Source organism: Jiangella muralis (genome assembly GCF_001270745.1).
GTDB lineage: Bacteria > Actinomycetota > Actinomycetes > Jiangellales > Jiangellaceae > Jiangella > Jiangella muralis.
The window spans coordinates 1-16,174 of the sequence record NZ_LFXL01000064.1; the positions used below are offsets into that span (position 1 = coordinate 1).

General features: G+C 73.8%; 15 protein-coding genes. 5 read left to right on the top strand and 10 right to left on the bottom strand.

Annotation, left to right across the window (positions count from 1 at the left end):
• On the bottom strand, positions 1 to 966 hold a 966-nt coding region (locus ACW62_RS32210; RefSeq protein ID WP_053208225.1), incomplete at its 3' end, for an adenosylhomocysteinase.
• A gap of 212 nt (positions 967 to 1,178) precedes the next feature.
• Between ACW62_RS32210 and ACW62_RS32215 the strand changes: the two genes are divergently transcribed.
• Together ACW62_RS32215 and ACW62_RS32220 are read left to right on the top strand one after the other, a co-directional pair.
• Positions 1,179 to 2,285 (top strand): hypothetical protein, encoded by a 1,107-nt coding sequence (locus ACW62_RS32215; protein WP_053208226.1) that lies wholly within the window; start codon positions 1,179 to 1,181, stop codon positions 2,283 to 2,285.
• A complete protein-coding gene (locus tag ACW62_RS32220) occupies positions 2,285 to 2,938 on the top strand; it encodes a hypothetical protein (protein WP_053208227.1) in 654 nt (217 codons plus the stop codon). Before ACW62_RS32215 ends, ACW62_RS32220 begins: the two co-directional genes overlap by 1 nt.
• Positions 2,939 to 3,016: 78 nt before the next feature.
• On the opposite strand, the gene ACW62_RS32225 is transcribed toward ACW62_RS32220, so the two are convergent.
• Together ACW62_RS32225 and manA are read right to left on the bottom strand one after the other, a co-directional pair.
• A complete protein-coding gene (locus ACW62_RS32225) occupies positions 3,017 to 3,967 on the bottom strand; it encodes a cation diffusion facilitator family transporter (RefSeq protein ID WP_053208228.1) in 951 nt (316 codons plus the stop codon).
• 37 nt (positions 3,968 to 4,004) lie between these two features.
• Positions 4,005 to 5,171: a mannose-6-phosphate isomerase, class I gene (gene manA / locus ACW62_RS32230; protein WP_053208229.1), complete on the bottom strand. Its 1,167-nt coding sequence runs from the start codon at positions 5,169 to 5,171 to the stop codon at positions 4,005 to 4,007.
• A 76-nt stretch (positions 5,172 to 5,247) separates the two neighbouring features.
• Here manA and ACW62_RS32235 point away from each other — a divergent pair, with 76 nt between their 5' ends.
• Positions 5,248 to 5,514, top strand: coding sequence for an AbrB/MazE/SpoVT family DNA-binding domain-containing protein (locus tag ACW62_RS32235; RefSeq protein WP_205629747.1), 267 nt, complete (start codon positions 5,248 to 5,250; stop codon positions 5,512 to 5,514).
• Complete coding sequence (locus ACW62_RS32240) at positions 5,511 to 5,888, top strand: type II toxin-antitoxin system VapC family toxin (protein ID WP_053208230.1); 378 nt, start codon at positions 5,511 to 5,513, stop codon at positions 5,886 to 5,888. Before ACW62_RS32235 ends, ACW62_RS32240 begins: the two co-directional genes overlap by 4 nt.
• A 3-nt stretch (positions 5,889 to 5,891) precedes the next feature.
• Here ACW62_RS32240 and ACW62_RS32245 read toward each other — a convergent pair whose 3' ends face one another.
• Genes ACW62_RS32245 through ACW62_RS32255 form a run of 4 tightly spaced genes read right to left on the bottom strand, consistent with a single transcriptional unit; the run spans position 5,892 to position 8,880 of the window.
• The gene (locus ACW62_RS32245) at positions 5,892 to 6,908 is read right to left on the bottom strand and encodes an SIS domain-containing protein (RefSeq protein ID WP_053208231.1); all 1,017 of its coding nucleotides are present in this window, start codon (positions 6,906 to 6,908) and stop codon (positions 5,892 to 5,894) included.
• A gap of 6 nt (positions 6,909 to 6,914) precedes the next feature.
• Positions 6,915 to 7,091: a Trm112 family protein gene (locus ACW62_RS33625; protein ID WP_083460434.1), complete on the bottom strand. Its 177-nt coding sequence runs from the start codon at positions 7,089 to 7,091 to the stop codon at positions 6,915 to 6,917.
• On the bottom strand, positions 7,088 to 8,467 hold the full coding sequence (locus ACW62_RS32250) for a phosphomannomutase/phosphoglucomutase (protein WP_053208232.1): 1,380 nt from the start codon (positions 8,465 to 8,467) through the stop codon (positions 7,088 to 7,090). Before ACW62_RS32250 ends, ACW62_RS33625 begins: the two co-directional genes overlap by 4 nt.
• Before the next feature lie 47 nt (positions 8,468 to 8,514).
• Positions 8,515 to 8,880: a DUF3499 domain-containing protein gene (locus ACW62_RS32255; RefSeq protein ID WP_053208233.1), complete on the bottom strand. Its 366-nt coding sequence runs from the start codon at positions 8,878 to 8,880 to the stop codon at positions 8,515 to 8,517.
• A 127-nt stretch (positions 8,881 to 9,007) separates the two neighbouring features.
• On the opposite strand from ACW62_RS32255, the gene ACW62_RS32260 reads away from it, so the two are divergent.
• Positions 9,008 to 9,469, top strand: a complete 462-nt coding sequence (locus ACW62_RS32260) for a metallopeptidase family protein (RefSeq protein ID WP_083460435.1) — start codon at positions 9,008 to 9,010, stop codon at positions 9,467 to 9,469.
• A gap of 6 nt (positions 9,470 to 9,475) precedes the next feature.
• On the opposite strand, the gene ACW62_RS32265 is transcribed toward ACW62_RS32260, so the two are convergent.
• The 3 genes from ACW62_RS32265 to ACW62_RS32275 all read right to left on the bottom strand — a co-directional run bounded on the left by ACW62_RS32265 (position 9,476) and on the right by ACW62_RS32275 (position 15,434).
• Positions 9,476 to 11,011, bottom strand: a complete 1,536-nt coding sequence (locus ACW62_RS32265; protein ID WP_053208235.1) for a DUF5719 family protein — start codon at positions 11,009 to 11,011, stop codon at positions 9,476 to 9,478.
• Positions 11,008 to 15,006: a glycosyltransferase gene (locus ACW62_RS32270; protein ID WP_083460436.1), complete on the bottom strand. Its 3,999-nt coding sequence runs from the start codon at positions 15,004 to 15,006 to the stop codon at positions 11,008 to 11,010. The genes ACW62_RS32265 and ACW62_RS32270 overlap by 4 nt, the downstream gene beginning before the upstream one ends.
• A 158-nt stretch (positions 15,007 to 15,164) precedes the next feature.
• On the bottom strand, positions 15,165 to 15,434 hold the full coding sequence (locus ACW62_RS32275; RefSeq protein ID WP_053208237.1) for a WhiB family transcriptional regulator: 270 nt from the start codon (positions 15,432 to 15,434) through the stop codon (positions 15,165 to 15,167).
• Positions 15,435 to 16,174 lie beyond the last annotated feature (740 nt).

Here is a 16,174-nt window from a genome sequence, read left to right on the forward strand (position 1 = left end):
GCCGGTCGCGGTCACCACGATGTCCGCCCGCTCGATCGCCTCGTCCAGCGTGGTCACCTCGTACCCGTCCATCGCCGCCTGCAACGCGCAGATCGGGTCGATCTCCGTCACCACCACCCGCGCGCCCTGACCACGCAGCGACTCCGCGCACCCCTTACCGACATCGCCGTACCCGCACACCACCGCCACCTTCCCCCCGATCAACACATCGGTGGCCCGGTTGATCCCATCGATCAGCGAATGCCGGCACCCGTACTTGTTGTCGAACTTGCTCTTCGTCACCGAATCGTTCACGTTGATACCCGGGAACAACAACGCGCCGTCGCGCATCATCTCGTACAACCGGTGCACCCCGGTCGTGGTCTCCTCCGTCACCCCACGAATCTCCCGCGCCATCGCCGTCCACCGCGAATCCGACTCGCCCAGCGTGCGCTTCAACAGCCCGAGCACGACCCGCCACTCCTCCGGATCATCCGCCACCGGGTCCGGGACCGCGCCGGCCTTCTCGAACTCCACCCCCTTGTGCACCAACAGGGTCGCGTCGCCACCATCGTCGAGGATCATGTTCGGACCCGCCTGCCCGGGCCAGGTCAACGCCTGCTCCGTGCACCACCAGTACTCCTCCAACGACTCACCCTTCCACGCGAACACCGGCACCCCCGCCGGAGCGTCCACCGTCCCCGTCGGGCCGACCGCGATCGCCGCGGCCGCGTGATCCTGGGTGGAGAAAATGTTGCAACTGGCCCACCGGACATCCGCGCCCAACACCGTCAACGTCTCGATGAGGACGGCGGTCTGGACGGTCATGTGCAGCGAACCCGTGATCCGGGCGCCGGTGAGCGGCTTGCTCTCACCGAACTCGGCGCGCATCGCCATCAAACCCGGCATCTCATGCTCAGCCAAACGAATCTCACGACGACCGAAATCAGCCAACGACAGATCAGCGACCTTGAAATCAAGGGACATGGAACGGATCCTCTCAGCGGGAGGGCGGTCAGGGTCGGACGCGGGCACGACGAAGCGGCCTCGAACGGTCGTCCGACCCGGCGCGACCCATCTGGGTCCGCGGCATCACCTGCGCCGGTGTGGTCAGCTGGAGTCTACCCCCAGCTCTCCGGCGCGGCAGCTGCTCACCCGCTACCGTGGATCCGGTAGATCGGCACGATGCAGGGCGGCGGATGACCTCGGGGAACGACGGTGCGGACGGCGATGGCGGCGGCGTGCGGCACGCCGCCGAATCGCTACGCGCCGCTCTCGACTCCCTCCCCGACCTCGCCGAACACCTCGACGCCGCCGTCCGGAAACGAGTCGACACCACCACCAGCGCCGTCGAACACGCCGCGCACGGCACGAACGACGCCGTCCGACGCGACCTGCTGTCCACGGCACACGAGATCCGCCTCATCGGCACCCGCATGACCGCCACCCGCGAAGACACCTTCACCGAGGTGGCCCACATCCTGACCACCCACGCCGACGAGATCGACGCCCTCCTCCGCTCCGCCGACGGCAGCGAGGCTCCGGTCATCTCCATTCCGCCACCGGTACCTGCGCCGAGCGTCCAGACGACCGCCCACGACGCCGCCGCCGTCCAGGAGCAGCTGCCGGACACGACCGCCCAACGCCGCGCCATCAACCAGGTCGTCGCCCAGTTCCCGCCCCACCTGCAGCACCTGGCCCGGGTGCTCCTGTCCGGCAAGTCGTCGCACGCCGTCGAACGCCACGGCCACCACCTACGCCGCGACCACCAGATCGCCCGCGCCCAATGGCGACTCGACCCCGCCGGCGAGGACGACTGGCAACTCAACGCCGACGGATCTGTACGGTCCCAGCGCTGGAACGGTGAGCCACACCAGGTCAGCACGACCAGCGGTCAGTACACGTCACCGACGGCCGTCGCCAAGCCGCTGATCGCGCTCCTGCAGGCCGCCGGGCACACCCAGGCCGACCTGGACCGGTACCTGGATGCCAGGGCCAACGGGAAGACGCGGGTCAGGATCTTCCTACGACCGGGCGACACCAGTATCACCCCCGAGGACGTCGCCACCATCCGGGCGCCCGGCACCGACACCGACTCCGGCGAACGCATGTGGAAGGGTGCCCGCAACGGGTCGATGGCAGGTCGTGGCGATCCACCGGTGGTCCGCGACTACGACACCGTGAGTTCGGGCCGACGCCCGGGGAGCCTGATCATGATGGTGAGGCGGCCGCACCAGCCGTGGCGGCTGGTGACCAGCTACTTCATGGACGACCCCAAGCACCAGATGAGCTATACGGAGCTGTGATGCAGATCAGTGAGAACTTCCGCGAATGGCGCCAGGAATTCAGCGACGGCGGCGGCGAACTGCGGGACTTCTACATGGAGGCGTGCGAGAACGTCCCCGCGTGGCTGGAGAGCAACTTCAACGACATCCGCGGGTTCCGCGACGAGCTGGCCGCGCACATCCGCGACTCCTCCGTCGGCCCGTTCCCGTCGGAGACCCAGTGGGGCACCGATGAGATCCTGCGTGACCTCTGGTTCGACGTGTTCGGAGCGGAACCGCCGCCGGGCGACCCGTACCCCGTCCCCCAGGACCGGTGGGGCCGCCATCGCATGACCACGTACATGGAGGACATCCCCACCACGGACACGTCACGGGTCCCCGAACCGACCCGCCACTGGCTCGCCGCGCGCGGCGTCACGTTCGACGACCTGGCGGCGTACCGGGAGCCGGGGGCGGACGTCGAGTATTCGCGGCCCGAACCGGCCGGGTTCCGCACGCGCCTCGACGAGCTCACGGCGGCCGGCCGCCGGTCCGGGCCGGCCGAGGGCGAGCGGGCCGCCGAAGCCCGCGCCGACCTGCTCGACGCGCAGCGGAGCTACCGGGAGACCGGGCACGACGAGCAGGCGGCCGCCGTCGACGAGATCCTGGCCAACCGCGAGCCCCGCGACGACTGAGCCGCCGCGCCTCATGATCATCAACCTTTTGAGCTGCCAGGACGACACAAAAGGTTGATGATCATGGAAGGGGGCGGGTCAGGAGGTGGGCGCCGCCGCGCGGTCGATGTCGGGCTCCAGGAAGATGTGCCGGGCCTCCGGCAGCGCCGCCCTGATGCGCTCCTCGGCGCCGTTGATCGCGGCCGCGATCTGCTCGCCGGTCTGGTCGGTGCGGACCGCCAGCTTCGCCGCGACCAGCAGTTCCTCCGGGCCGGTGTAGAGCGTGCGCAGGTGGATGACGCGGCCGATGTCGTCGCTGGCGGTGGCCGCGGCCAGGATCTTCTTCACGTTGTCCTCGGCCGCGCCCTCGCCGATCAGCAGGCTGGACATCTCGATGGCCAGGATGACGGCGATGACCACCAGCAGCACGCCGATGGCCGCGGTGCCGGCGACGTCCCAGTAGGCGTTGTTGGTGATGAGCGCCATGCTGACGCCGATCAGCGCGAACACCAGGCCGATCAGCGCGCCGAGGTCCTCGAGCAGGATGACCGGCAGTTCCGGCGACTTGGCCCGGCGGACGAACTGGACCCACGACTTGCCGTCGCGGACCCGGTTGGACTCGATGATCGCGGTGCGGAACGAGAAGATCTCCATGACGATCGCGGCGAGCAGCACGACGATCGGCACCCACCACCAGTCGCCTTCGAGCAGCTCGTTCGGGTGCCCGTCGCGGGTCTCCTCGTACTTGTGGAACGCCTCGTACAGCGCGAACAGGCCACCGACGCTGAACAGCACGATGGCGACGATGAACGCGAACACGTACCGCACCCGGCCGTAGCCGAACGGGTGCTCCGGCGTCGCCTTGCGCTGGGAGCGCCGGCCGCCGACCAGCAGCAGCACCTGGTTGCCGGCGTCGGCGACGGAGTGCACCGCCTCGGCCAGCATCGACGACGCCCCGGTCAGCGCGAACGCGATGAACTTGGTGATCGCGATGCCGGTGTTCGCCAGCAGGGCCGCGACGACGGCTTTGGTACCACCCTCAGTGGCCATGGTTTCCTTCGCTCCGGTTGCGTGTCGAGGTCGAGGACTATCGTGCCTGGTCGAGTGCCGTGGTCAGGGTGTACGCCACGCCGTCGCCGGTGAGTGTCGCGCCGGACTCGGCCGCGGGGACGAACGCGGCCCGCCCGCGCGCCAGCGTCACGCCGTCGACGGCCGCCGTCCCCTCGACGACGAGCACCAGCAGCGGACCGGGCACCGGCACGGCGGCTCCGGCGGTGAGCCGCACCCGGCTCAGCCCCAGCTCGTCGATGCCCGGGACGGGGTAGCGCTCCAGGCCGGGGCCGGCCGGGACCGGCGTCACCGCGACGGCGCCGCCCGGCTCGTAACGCAGGATTCGCAGCACCTCGCGCGCATCGACGTGCTTGGCCGTCAGCCCGGCGCGCAGCGTGTTGTCGGAGCTGGCCTGCGGCTCGACGGCGACGCCGGACAGGTAGGCGTGCGGGACGCCGGCCGGGACGAACACCGCCTCGCCGGGCGCCAGCGTGTGGTGGCGCAGCAGCAACGCCAGCAGCAGGCCGCGGTCGTGCGGGTACACCTCGGCGAGACGGTGCACCAGCGCGAACCGCGGGTCGTCGCGCCGGGCCGACGCCTCCGCCGTCAGGGCCGTGACGATCTGCGTCGCCGCGGCGTCGTCGAGGGTGAGCCAGCGGCGGACCAGCCGCTCCAGCCCGTCGCTCTCGCGCAGGACGGCGGCGGCGCCGGCGAGGTCGGCGTGCTCGCTCGGCTCCAGTGATGCGGCGACTGAGGCGGGGTCGTCGAAGCCGACCAGCGCGTCGAACGGTGTGACGGCGACCGCCATCTCGGGCTTGTGGTTGCGGTCGTGGTACGAGCGGCGCGGGTCGTCGAGCGCCAGGCCCGCCGCGTCCTCGGCGTCGTAGCCCTCGGCCGCCTGCGCGATGGTCGGGTGCACCTGGATCGACAGCGGCCGCTCGACCGCCAGCACCTTGAGCAGGAACGGCAGCCGCGGCCCGAACCGGCCGACGACCGCGGCGCCCAGCGTCGCGTCCGGGTCGGCCTCGATCAGCGCCGACAGCGGCCGCCCGTCACCCACCACCGTCGACGGCGACCCGGGGTGCGCGCCGACCCACAGCTCCGCCTCCGGCTGCCCGGACGGCGCCCGGCCGAGGAGCTCGGGGATGACGGTGGGCGAACCCCACGCATAGGAGCGCACGGGGTTGTCCAGAAGCACGGCCACGAGCCGAGAGCCTAGTTGACCCGTCCGCCGCCCCTGGACAGGTCCCACACGGCAACCTGTCAGGTATGCTAGCTGCATGACACACGCGACGATATCTGTCAACGAGCAAGGTCGTGTGCTCATTCCCGCGCAGCTACGCCAGGAGCTCGAGTTCCGGCCGGGCACGCCCCTCGTGGCCTATGTCGAAGACGGCAGACTCATCCTCGAAGAACGTGCGCATCTAGCGGCGCGACTGCAACGCGAGGCGCTGGAGTCGCGCACGACGTCGGGCAGCGTGGTCGAGGAACTGATCGCCGACCGCCGTGCACAGGCCGCCGCCGACGACCCCGAGGCCGCCCGTTGATCGTCCTCGACAGCTCGGCCATCCTGGCCTACCTCTACGCCGAGCCCGGCCACGAGGCTGTGCCGCCGCTGCTCCACGAGGCGCATGTCAGCGCGGCGAACTGGTCCGAGACGATGCAGAAGATCGCCTTCCACGGCGGCGACGCCGACCGGCAGGGCACGCTGCTGACCGTTCTCGGCGTGACGGTGGAGCCGTTGACCCGCGAGGACGCGATGCGCGCCGCGAAGCTGTACCCGGCCACGCGTCCGGCCGGCCTGTCGCTCGGCGATCGGTGCTGCCTCGCTCTGGCCGGACGCCTCCAGGCGCCCGCACTCACCGCGGATCAGGCCTGGACAGGTCTCGACGTCGGCGCCGAGGTCCGGTTGCTGCGCTGACCGTCAGGCCGGGCGGCCGAGGCCGAGGGCCAGGTAGGCGGCCGCGAACCGGCCGGTGGCCAGCAGCGCCGCGAACCGGCCGATGTCCGGCCCTTCGGTGGCGCGGACCTCCTGGACCCGCACCGACCCGTTCCCGGCAGCGGCGTCGAGGCGGGCCCGGCCGGCGACCCCGGCCGGGCTGTCGGCGCCGTCGTCGAGGATGATCAGGGCCGGGCGGAGCGCCGCGGAGCCGCCGTCCTCGAACGGGTCGGCGAACGGGTCCGCCTCGGGCGCGCCTTCCAGGATCGGCGCCAGCTGGTCGGCTTCGCCCGACAGCGCGGGCCGGCCGCTGGCCGAGCGCAGCGCCTCGGCGACCCGCCGGGCGGCCCGGGCGGCCAACACCGACCCGCCCCACACGACGGGGACGTCGTCGGCGATGCCCAGGGCCAGTTCCTTGGCCGGGTTGACGTCGGCGGGGACGCTCGGCCCGCACCGCTCCGCGACGTCGTCGAGGGCGGCGGCGACCGGCTCGGCCTCCACCTGCGGGCCGAGGCCCATGATGTGCAGTGCGCGCAGGACGGGGACGGCCAGCGCGGTCGGGTCGGCGGTGCCGGCCGGCAGGAACGTGGTGCCACGGCCGGCGGCGGCCGCGGCCATCGGCGAGTCCGGGGGTGCGGCGACGAGCAGCGCGCAGCCGCGGCGGCGGGCCTCGGCGACGGCGGAGATCTCGTCCTCGCCCTGGCCGGAGCGGCACACCACGACGACGAGGTCGAGCGGGCCGGCCCAGCCGGGCAGCCCGCGGTGCGGCCACGCGACGAACGGGACCGGGCAGACCGGTTCGAGCACGGCCCGGAACAGCCGGCCGTCGGCGCCGCCGGCGACGATCGCGCGCGGCCGGTCGTCCGGCGCCAGCGCGGCGAGCGCGTCGGCCGAGGCGACGTCGGCGAGGCGCACCTGGGCGCCCCAGCCGGCGATGTCACGCAAGACCGGGTCGATGACGCTCAACGCGTCCGGGTCGTCGAGCGAGCCGTCGAAGAACAAGGCGGGCTACTCCGTTGGACGGGTGCGGGCCTGGTCGGCCAGCAGCACGGGAATGTCGTCGCGCACCGGGTACGCGCGCGGGCAGCCGGTGCACAGCAGCTCGCCGGCCGCGTCGTCGGGCTCCAGCGCGCTGTGACAGACCGGGCAGGCGATGACCTGCAGCAGCGTCGGATCGAGCCTCACGCGGCCCCCTCCCCTGACCCGCGGACCACCCGCAGGACGTCGTCGCGCACCCGTTCCATGACGGCGCCGTCGGCACCCTCGACGTTGAGCCGCAGCAGCGGCTCGGTGTTGGACGGGCGCAGGTTGAACCACCACATGGGTGTGCCGGTGAACTCGACGGTGAGGCCGTCGAGGCGGTCGGTGGTGACGTCGGGCGCCTTGCCGAACGCCTCCTCGACCCGCGACGTGACCGCCTCGGCGTCGTCGACCGTGCTGTTGATCTCGCCGGACGCGGCGTAGCGCTCGTACGGCGCCAGTAGCTGCGACAACGGAGCGGACCCGGCGCGCAACGCGGCCAGCGTGTGCAGCGCGGCCAGCATGCCGGAGTCGGCCCGCCAGAAGTCGCGGAAGTAGAAGTGGCCGGAGTGCTCGCCGCCGAAGACGGCGCCGGTCTCGGCCATCGTCTGCTTGATCAGCGAGTGGCCGACGCGGGTGCGTACGGGGGTGCCGCCGTGCTCGGCGACGATCTCCGGCACGGCCTTCGAGGTGATGAGGTTGTGCACGACGGACGAGCCCGGCGCCCGCGCCAGCTCGCGGACCGCGATCAGCGCCGTCAGCGCCGACGGCGACACCGGCTCGCCCCGCTCGTCGACGACGAAGCAGCGGTCGGCGTCGCCGTCGAAGGCCAGCCCGAGGTCGGCGCCGTGCTCGCGGACGGCGGCCTGCAGGTCGACGAGGTTGGCGGGGTCGATCGGGTTGGCCTCGTGGTTCGGGAACGTGCCGTCCAGCTCGAAGTACAGCGGAAATACAGTGAGCCCCGGGCGGGAGAGGACGGCCGGGACGGTGTGGCCGGCCATGCCGTTGCCCGCATCGACGACGACGGTGAGCGGGCGGCCATCGCCGAGGTCGACCAGCCCGTGCAGGTGGGCCGCGTAGTCGCCCAGCGTGTCGCGGTGCGAGACCCGGCCGCGCGCCGCGACGGGCGAGTCGACGCCGCCGTCGATGAGCGCCTTGATCTCGGCCAGCCCGGTGTCGTAGCCGACCGGCGCGGCGCCGGCGCGGCACAGCTTGATGCCGTTGTAGCGGGCCGGATTGTGGCTGGCGGTGAACATCGCGCCGGGCAGACCCAGCGCGCCGCTGGCGTAGTACAGCTGGTCGGTGCTGGTCAGCCCGGCCATGACGACGTCGACGCCGGCCGCCGTGACGCCGTCGGCGAACGCCTCGGCCAGCCCCGGCGACGTGGGCCGCATGTCGTGCCCGACGACCAGCGCGCCACGGCCGTCGGCCAGCACGTGCGCCGCGGCCCAGCCGATGGCCTGCACCGTCTCGTCGTCCAGTTCGTCGGGCACCACGCCGCGGATGTCGTAGGCCTTGAGGATCGGGACCAGATCGCGCACGCAGCGACCCTACCTCTCCGGCCGCCGGCCGGGTGGCAGGAGGCCGATCAGGCGTCGGGGTCGGGCAGCGCGCGCAGGTGCCCGCGACGGGCGCCGCTCCCGCCCTCGCCGGCCATCGGTGGCGCGGGCGGCGGTTCGGGCCGCCGGCCGGCCTCGCGGACGGCGTCGGCGAGCGCGAGCAGGTCGTCGTTGCTGGGGCCGAGCGCGGCGGGGTCCGGCGCCAGCCGGATGACCTCCCAGCCACGCGGCGCGACCAGCCGCTCGGAATGCACGGTGCAGAGGTCGTAGCTGTGCGGTTCGGCGTAGGTGGCCAGCGGGCCCAGCACGGCGGTGGAGTCGGCGTAGACGTAGGTCAGCGTCGCGACAGCAGTCCGTGGACAAGCTGATCGAGAACAGCGACGCATCGGACTCACAGGGGAAGGCTAGCGTCTGGGCGGTGTCCTCCGGGCACGGCACGCCAAACGCACGTTCCCCCATTCCCTCGCGGGACTCGCCGCCGCTTGGGACCCCGCGGTCGCCTGACGGGCTACCCTGCTCAGAATGAGCCGCCGTACGCCCGGACCCGAGACCCCGTCCGGGGCGAGCCTGCCGCGCATCCGCCGCGACCGGCACGGGCGGGGCATGCGCGGCCCGCTGGCGCCGTCCGGCTCGCCGCTCTCGGTGTCGCGGGCGCAACGCTTCGACGACCTCGTGATCGCCGCCGTCGAGCGGCTGGACCGGCGCTGGCAGGACCAGCTGGCCAAGGTCGAGTTCGCCGTCGAGGACGTCCCCGCGCTCGACGACTGGGACCGCAGCTGGGTGCCGCTGGCCCGCGCCTACGCCGGCACCGGCGCGCTGCCGGCCCGCGTCGTCGTGTTCCGCCGCCCGGTCGAGACCCGCGCCACCGACCCCGCCAAGCTGCGCGTCCTCGTCGGCGACGTCGTCACCGAGCAGGTCGCCGAGCTGTTCGGGGTCGAGCCCGAGGAGATCGACCCCGCCTACGGCGGCCACGACCTCCCCTGACGCCCGTCAGGGCGACTGCACGGGCTCCGGGACGTCGGGCAGCTCGCCGACCACCTCGGGCACGTCGACCTCGATCGTCGGCGAGATCAGCGGCATCAGGTCCAGCAGCGCGCCGTCGTCGTCGGCGCCGCTGATCTGCCGGGCGGCGACCACCGAGCCGGGTGCCTCGGGCACCACGACGACGGTCGCGTTGGCGGCGTCGCCCACCGCGGTCAGCGGCACCGGGACGGTGGCGCCGGGCGGCAGCTCCATCGGCGTCTCCGCGGCGACGGTGCCGTCGGCGGCCAGCGTCTGGACGTTGACCCGCGCCGTGGTCTGCACGGCGGAGCTGAGCAGCAGCGTGCTGGCGATGCCCGACGCCGCGCGGCTGAGCAGCGCCGGGGTCGGCCCGGTGAGCGGCTCGGACGCGGACGTGTAGGCGAGGTCGGGCAGGCCGCCGTCGGTCGCCTGGACCACCCGGATCGACCCGGTGATCGGCTCGTCGCTCTGCAGCCGGATGCCGGCCGGGTCGGTGCCGCTGTCGAGCGGGATGTCGGTGACGGTGCCCGCGGTGACGGTGACGACGTCCTGGTCGACCGGGCTGTACGCGCCGTCGACGCCGAGGACCTGCAGCGACACGATCGCGTCGGTGTTGCCGGGCGCGACGATGCGCAGGCTGCGCTGGCCGGACCCGGGCACGCCCGGGATCCACAGCTCGCGGCGCGGCGCGACCGCGGCCGGGACGTACGTCATGCCCTGCGGCGTGATCTCCTCGGTCTCGCGCACCTCGAGCGCGGCGGTGACCCGGCCCTGGCTGGACTGCACGTGCACAGCGGTGGTCACCGAGCCGGCCGCCAGCGCGTCCAGCAGCAGGATCCGCTGGCTACGGGCAGGGACGCCGATGTCCTGGGTGCCGGGCGCGTCGATGACGCCGGCCTCGTCCCACAGTTCGACGTCGACGACGGCGGGCACGTCAGTCGGGTTGGACAGGACCAGCCGGCCGCGCCGGCCCACCTCGGCGGAGGCGCCGACGAACCAGTGCTCGCGCCGCGGCGCGGTGCAGGCCGCCGTGCTGGCGCCGCGGAGGTCGACCTCCTGCAGGAGCAGCGACTGCTCGGCCGCCAGCCCCGGCGCCAGCGCGCCCTGGCCGGTGACGGCGTACGACGTGCCGGCCGCGGTCTCGACCGGCGTGATGGTGGGGACGCCGCGGTCGGCGATGCTGACCAGCGGCTCGGTCGCGGCCTCGGCGGCGGGGTCACCGGTGGCCTCGGGGTTCTCCGGGTCGGGCGGCAGCGCCAGCGCCCGGACGGTGATCGGCGGCTGCTCGGCGCCCTCGGTGGTCTCGGCGGCGTCGACGCCGGGCAGCGCCAGCACGCCCAGCTCGGCGCTGCCGGCGTCCTCGCCGTCGACGTACGGACACACCAGCGACGACCGGACCACCGGCTCGCGGACCTCGGGGTGGTCGTCGACGATGGAGCCGGGCGGGCCGATGAGCGTGGCCCCGCCGACGACGACGGCCACCCCGGCGCCGGCCGCGAGGCCGGCCCAACGTGCGCTGATCACTGCTCGTCCTCCTGCCGCCGGCCCTTCGCCCGCTTGCCCGCGGCGCGCTTACCGGGCGCGCGGCGGGTGCGGCCACCGGCGTCGGCGCCGGACGCCTCGTCGGCCGCACGGCCGGCCCGGCGGCCCTGGTAGGCATCGTTGATGGACCCGCGGGGCGCGTCGTCGTCGACGCCGGCCCGGGCGAACGGATCCCAGCTGCCGACGGCGTGCGGCTGCTCCGCGTCCGGCTGGGCCGTCGCCGGCTCGCCGAAGGCGGGATCGGTCAGCGGGTCGGCCTCGGGGGCGACGGGCTCGGGCTCGGGCGCCGCGCGCTTCCGGGCGCTCCGGCCGCGCGGCGTGGGCTCAGGCGCCGACATCGCCTCCGGCATCGATTCGAGGAACGCGGTCGCCTCGGCGGACGGCTCCGGCTCGCGGGCGGCACGCTTGCGCGCACCCCGTCCGCGGGCCGGCGCCTTCGCGGGCTCGTCCTGGGGCTCGCCGGCCGGCTTCGTCGCGGGCCGGCCGCGCAGCCGCTCGCCGAGGCTGCGCTCGCCGGGCACCCAGGCCGTGGCGTCGGCCGGCACGGGTTCGGGTTCGGGCTGCGGTGTCGGTGCGGGCCGCGGGGACGGCGACGGTTCGGCGCCGCGCCGCGAGCCCTTGCGCCGGCCGGCCCGCGCGGCCACCGGCTGCGGCTCCGCGCCGGCCGGGACCGGCGCCAGCGGCAGTCGCGGCGAGGAGTCCTCGGGGTCGAGGTCGGCGGCGTCGTCGACGGCGCCGCGCTCGCGGCGGATGCCGGGCAGCGCCAGCACGACCGCGACCACGACCGCGCCGAGCTGGAACCACAGCCAGAACGCGCGCCGGTTGCCCTCGTACTCGACGGTCAGCTCGCCGGCCTGCGGCGGCAGCGTGAACGCCTGCGCCCAGCCGCCGTACGTCGTCGGCTCCAGCTCGGTGCCGTTGAAACGCGCCGTCCAGCCCTCGTCGGCCAGCTCGGACAGCACGACCTGCCGGCCCTCGGGGCCCTCGGGCACGCTGCCGGCGGCGTTGACCTCGCCGCTGGGGATGGTGACGACCTCGGTGTTCTCGTCGGCCATCGGCGCCAGTTCGCCGTCCTCGGCCGGCGGCGCGGCGATCCACACCCGCGCGACCGGCTGGTCGATCTGCCAGATCGCCGCGCCCTCGGGCGCGCTGCTGCGGACCAGCCCGGGCACGGTGTCGAGGGTGTCGGCGAGGTCCGGGTCGTACGGCTGCGGCAGATAGACGTAGCGGACGGCGAACTCGGCCAGCCGGGCGCCGTCGGCGCCGCCCCGGCCGGACACGACGTCGGCGACGACGTCGTCGAGCGGGCCGTACTCCTCCGGCGGCGGGCTGGTCTCGGCGTCGCCCAGCCGCGGGCCGGACTCGCGCAGCAGCGCGTACGTGATGCGGCCGTCGTCGGCGCGGTTGACCACCAGCGTGCGGACGCGCTCCGGGCGATCCGCCTCGTCGGCGACGTAAGCGGGCAGGATGCCCGGGTCGCGGCGCTCGATCGGGTCGCCCGCGCCGCGGGCGACCCACCAGCCGGCCCCGACGATCGGGGCCAGCGCGGCGGCGCCGGCGATGATGACGGCCAGCGGCTGGCGCCAGCCGAAGCTGGCCCGCGACAGCCGTTCCCGGGCGCCCTCGCCGCCGACCGCGGCGGCGATCAGCAGGCCGCCCGCCACGACCACCGTCGCGTACCCGGGCCAGCCGGCCACCGGGGTCTCCAGCGTCGGGCCGCTGACGGCGATGCGCGACAACACGATGCCCGCCACCAGCGCGACGCCGACGACCACCCAGGCGGTCGCGATGACCACTCGGCGGACCGGGCGGAACAGTGAGATCCAGGCGGCGGCCAGGATGCCGGCGCCGAGCCAGACCGGGCCGCTGCCGGGGCCGCCGGGGTTCTGCAGCAGCACCGACCAGGGCGCCAGTTCCGGGTCGGACAGCCCCGGGCCGGCCACGCCGGCCTCGGTGACCAGCAACATCGGCCGGGTGATCAGGCTGCCGGTCCACGGGATCAGCACCACCGGCGTCACCGCCAGCAGCACCCCCAGCCGCAGCAGTGAGCGGCGGTCGCGGAACACCGTCGCGCCCGCGACGATCGCCAGCACCAGCGCGATGAGCCAGGCCAGCGGCACGAACGCGGAGATGACCGCGAGCAGCAGGCCGGCACTCCACGCGGCCCGGCCCGGGCCGGAGCGGCCCGGCGTGCCGAGCGTCCGCATGACCGCGAGCACCAGCAGCGGCGTCAGCACGGTGGCGACGGCGGTGCCCAGCCGGCCGGCCGCGATGGCGCCGGTGACGGCCGGCAGCAGCGCGTAGCTCGTGGCCACCCAGACCCGCAGCAGCTTCGTCTGCACCACGCGGCGGACCAGCAGGTACATCGTCAGGCCGGACAGCGGGACGGAGCCGATCAGCAGCAGGTCGACGGCCAGCGAGGCGTTGCGGACCAGCGTCCCGAACAGCGCCACCACACCGAGGTACGGCGGCGTCGCCGACGCGCTGCCCAGCCCGGCGCCGTGCCACGACTCGGTGTAGACGGCCCACAGGTCGCCCGCGGCGGCCGGCGCGGGCAGCAGCGCGCCGCCGAACAGCCGGCCGGAGCCGATCAGCCCGCGCGCCGTGACCAGCGTCACCACGATCAGGACCGCGGTCATCAGCACGGCGGGGTGCAGCAGGAAGCGCAGGATGCGGCCGTCGTCGCCGGCCGGCTCCTCGTCGTCGCCCGCCGTGACCGCCCGGCGCCCGCCGGAGACGTCGTGGCCGGCGCCACTGCCGGACCCGGTGATCATGCCGAAGACGTTCTCGCCGGCGTGCCGCAGCTGCTGGCCGCGCGGCGGGAACAGCGAGCGCAGCTGCGACGGCGCCTTGCGGCGGGTGCGCCGGCGGCGGGCGCGGGCCCGGATCAGCACGTCCGGCCGGCCGATGACCGACAGCAGCGCCACCAGTTCCTCGAACGCCAGCGCGGGCTGCTTGCCGACCAGGAAGGTCAGCGACCGGCCGAGGCCCATGAACAGGACGCGGAGCAGCACGAACAGCAGCGACCGCGCCGGCGTGTTCGCGAGCAGGACGTAGATGGCGTTGCGGCGGTCGGCGAGGTGCGGCCGGTCGCGGGTGGCGCCCAGCCGGCGCCGTCCGTGCGCGGCGGCCTCGGCGTGGTAGACGACCGCGTCGGGGCAGACGACGACCGGGTAGCCGGCCTCGTTGGCGCGCCAGCCGAGGTCGAGGTCGTCGCGGAAGATGGTCAGCCGCGGGTCGAACCCGTCCAGCTCGTCCCACACGTCGCGGCGGATCAGCATGCCCGCGCTGCCGACGGCGAGGACGTTCTTCGAGGTGTCGTGCTGGCCCTGGTCGTACTCGCGGCGGTCGAGGCCGGTGTGGCGGCGGCCGCCGCTGGTGACCGTCAGGCCGATCTCCAGCAGCTGGCGGCCCTCGCGCCAGTCGAGCACCTTCGGCCCGATGATGCCGGCGTCAGGGCGGCGGACGGCGGCCTCCAGCAGCCGCGACAGGGCGTCCGGCGCCGGGGCGCTGTCGTCGTGGAGGACCCAGATCCAGTGCGTCCGGTCGGACTGGCGCAGCCCGCCGCTGCCCCGCATGGCCTGCGCCATGTCGTCGCCGGCGGCCACCCCGGCCGCGACGGCCGCGCCGAACCCCGTCGAACGGGGCATCGACACCACCGACGGCGCGCCCAGAGTGGAGGTCAGGACCTGCTCGGTCTCGTCGCGGCTCCCGGTGTCGACCGCGACGATGCGCTCGGGCATGCGGCGCAGCGCCGCCACCGCCTCGAGCGTGCGGTGGACGAACCGGCTGCCGTCGTGCGCCACGATGACCGCCGTGACGTCGTGCGTCAGCAGCGCTGTGGGGTCGACCGGCTCAGGTTCGCCGACATCACCGGCGAACGCGTCCAGGGCTGCGTCGGAGCCGAAGCCCGGGTCGGAATAGACGCTGGGCGTCGTGCTGCCGTTCTCGATTGCGGTCAAAGGGTCCGGTGCCATGCCTCGTCGTCGTTCCAGCGATAGGTCTGCAAGCACCCGGGGGGCGGCCCCGGCCGAAGCGTGCCTCGGCCGGGCAACCCCGTGTGCCAGCCGCCAACCTTACGCGCTGAACCTGAGAACGGCAGAGTTCAGCATTGCGGCGACCGGCCGGACGGCCGTCAGACCGCCCGCTTCTTGAGCTTCCGCCGTTCCCGCTCGGACAGCCCGCCCCAGATGCCGAACCGCTCGTCGTGCGCCAGTGCGTATTCCAGGCATTCCGCCTGGACTTCGCAACCGGTGCACACGCGTTTGGCCTCTCGGGTGGACCCGCCCTTCTCAGGGAAGAACGCCTCCGGATCAGTCTGGGCGCACAGCGCCCGCTCTTGCCAACTCATCTCTTCGGCTTCGCCCCAGAGCAGGTCTACCTGGTCCCCGTCCCACTCGGTCATGGCTCGCCTCCTTCGACCTGTTTCTCCGGCTCAGAGCCGGCCCCCGAAGTGACGCCGCGGTGGTCGAGGCCGCGGAATCACTGAACGACACGTTCGAAATTACATGAGTGCAATACGTGCGCGTCAAGCGGAACCGTGCTAAAGATCTCTGTTCGTTTGCCGGCGCCCCGCCCCAGCGGCACGCCCCGACCCGCACGTCGCCGCCGTTTCCCGGCTGCCAGGCGGCAGTCCGGGCGGGGCTTCGGGCGGTTCGAGGCGGGAGCCTAAGCGGTTCGCCGCGCGGCACGCCAGACGGCCGAACACCCGATGCAGGGCCGCCGAGCGCACCATCTCCTTGACGTCCCGGACGGCGCGCGGGTTCCGTCCGTTCCGCCGCCGTTCTCGGGGTCCGCCGGTCGCGACCGCCGTTCCGCCTGGTCGTGGCGGACGCCACAGTGAGCCTGCTCACCAGGCCCGACTTCTTCGCCCGGCCGGGCCGCGCGCGGCGCACCGTGCGCCCGGCCTACTCGCGTCCGCCGGGCCTTCGGTGCGCTGGTCCGCCACGTTGGCCGTCCCCCTGCTGCCCGTTCTTGGCAGCTATCAGGGGACGGGGGCAGGCTGGGCGCACCTCGCCGTCCGCAGCCGGGCACCCCGTTCCATGATCATCCAAGATTTGGGGGGCTATCACGCCGCGAAACGTTGACGCTTCTATGTCAAGCGGCTGCTTGTTGGCTGGTCACGGGTGGGAAGTCGTCGTGGAG

What these genes read in the sequence shown, in the direction of transcription:
- ACW62_RS32235 (WP_205629747.1), top strand. Translation starts at nt 5,248, where the DNA reads ATGACACACGCGACGATATCTGTCAACGAGCAAGGTCGTGTGCTCATT.
- ACW62_RS32275 (WP_053208237.1), bottom strand. Translation starts at nt 15,434, where the DNA reads ATGACCGAGTGGGACGGGGACCAGGTAGACCTGCTCTGGGGCGAAGCC.
- ACW62_RS32270 (WP_083460436.1), bottom strand. Translation starts at nt 15,006, where the DNA reads ATGGCACCGGACCCTTTGACCGCAATCGAGAACGGCAGCACGACGCCC.
- ACW62_RS32225 (WP_053208228.1), bottom strand. Translation starts at nt 3,967, where the DNA reads ATGGCCACTGAGGGTGGTACCAAAGCCGTCGTCGCGGCCCTGCTGGCG.
- ACW62_RS32220 (WP_053208227.1), top strand. Translation starts at nt 2,285, where the DNA reads ATGCAGATCAGTGAGAACTTCCGCGAATGGCGCCAGGAATTCAGCGAC.
- ACW62_RS32260 (WP_083460435.1), top strand. Translation starts at nt 9,008, where the DNA reads ATGAGCCGCCGTACGCCCGGACCCGAGACCCCGTCCGGGGCGAGCCTG.
- ACW62_RS32215 (WP_053208226.1), top strand. Translation starts at nt 1,179, where the DNA reads ATGACCTCGGGGAACGACGGTGCGGACGGCGATGGCGGCGGCGTGCGG.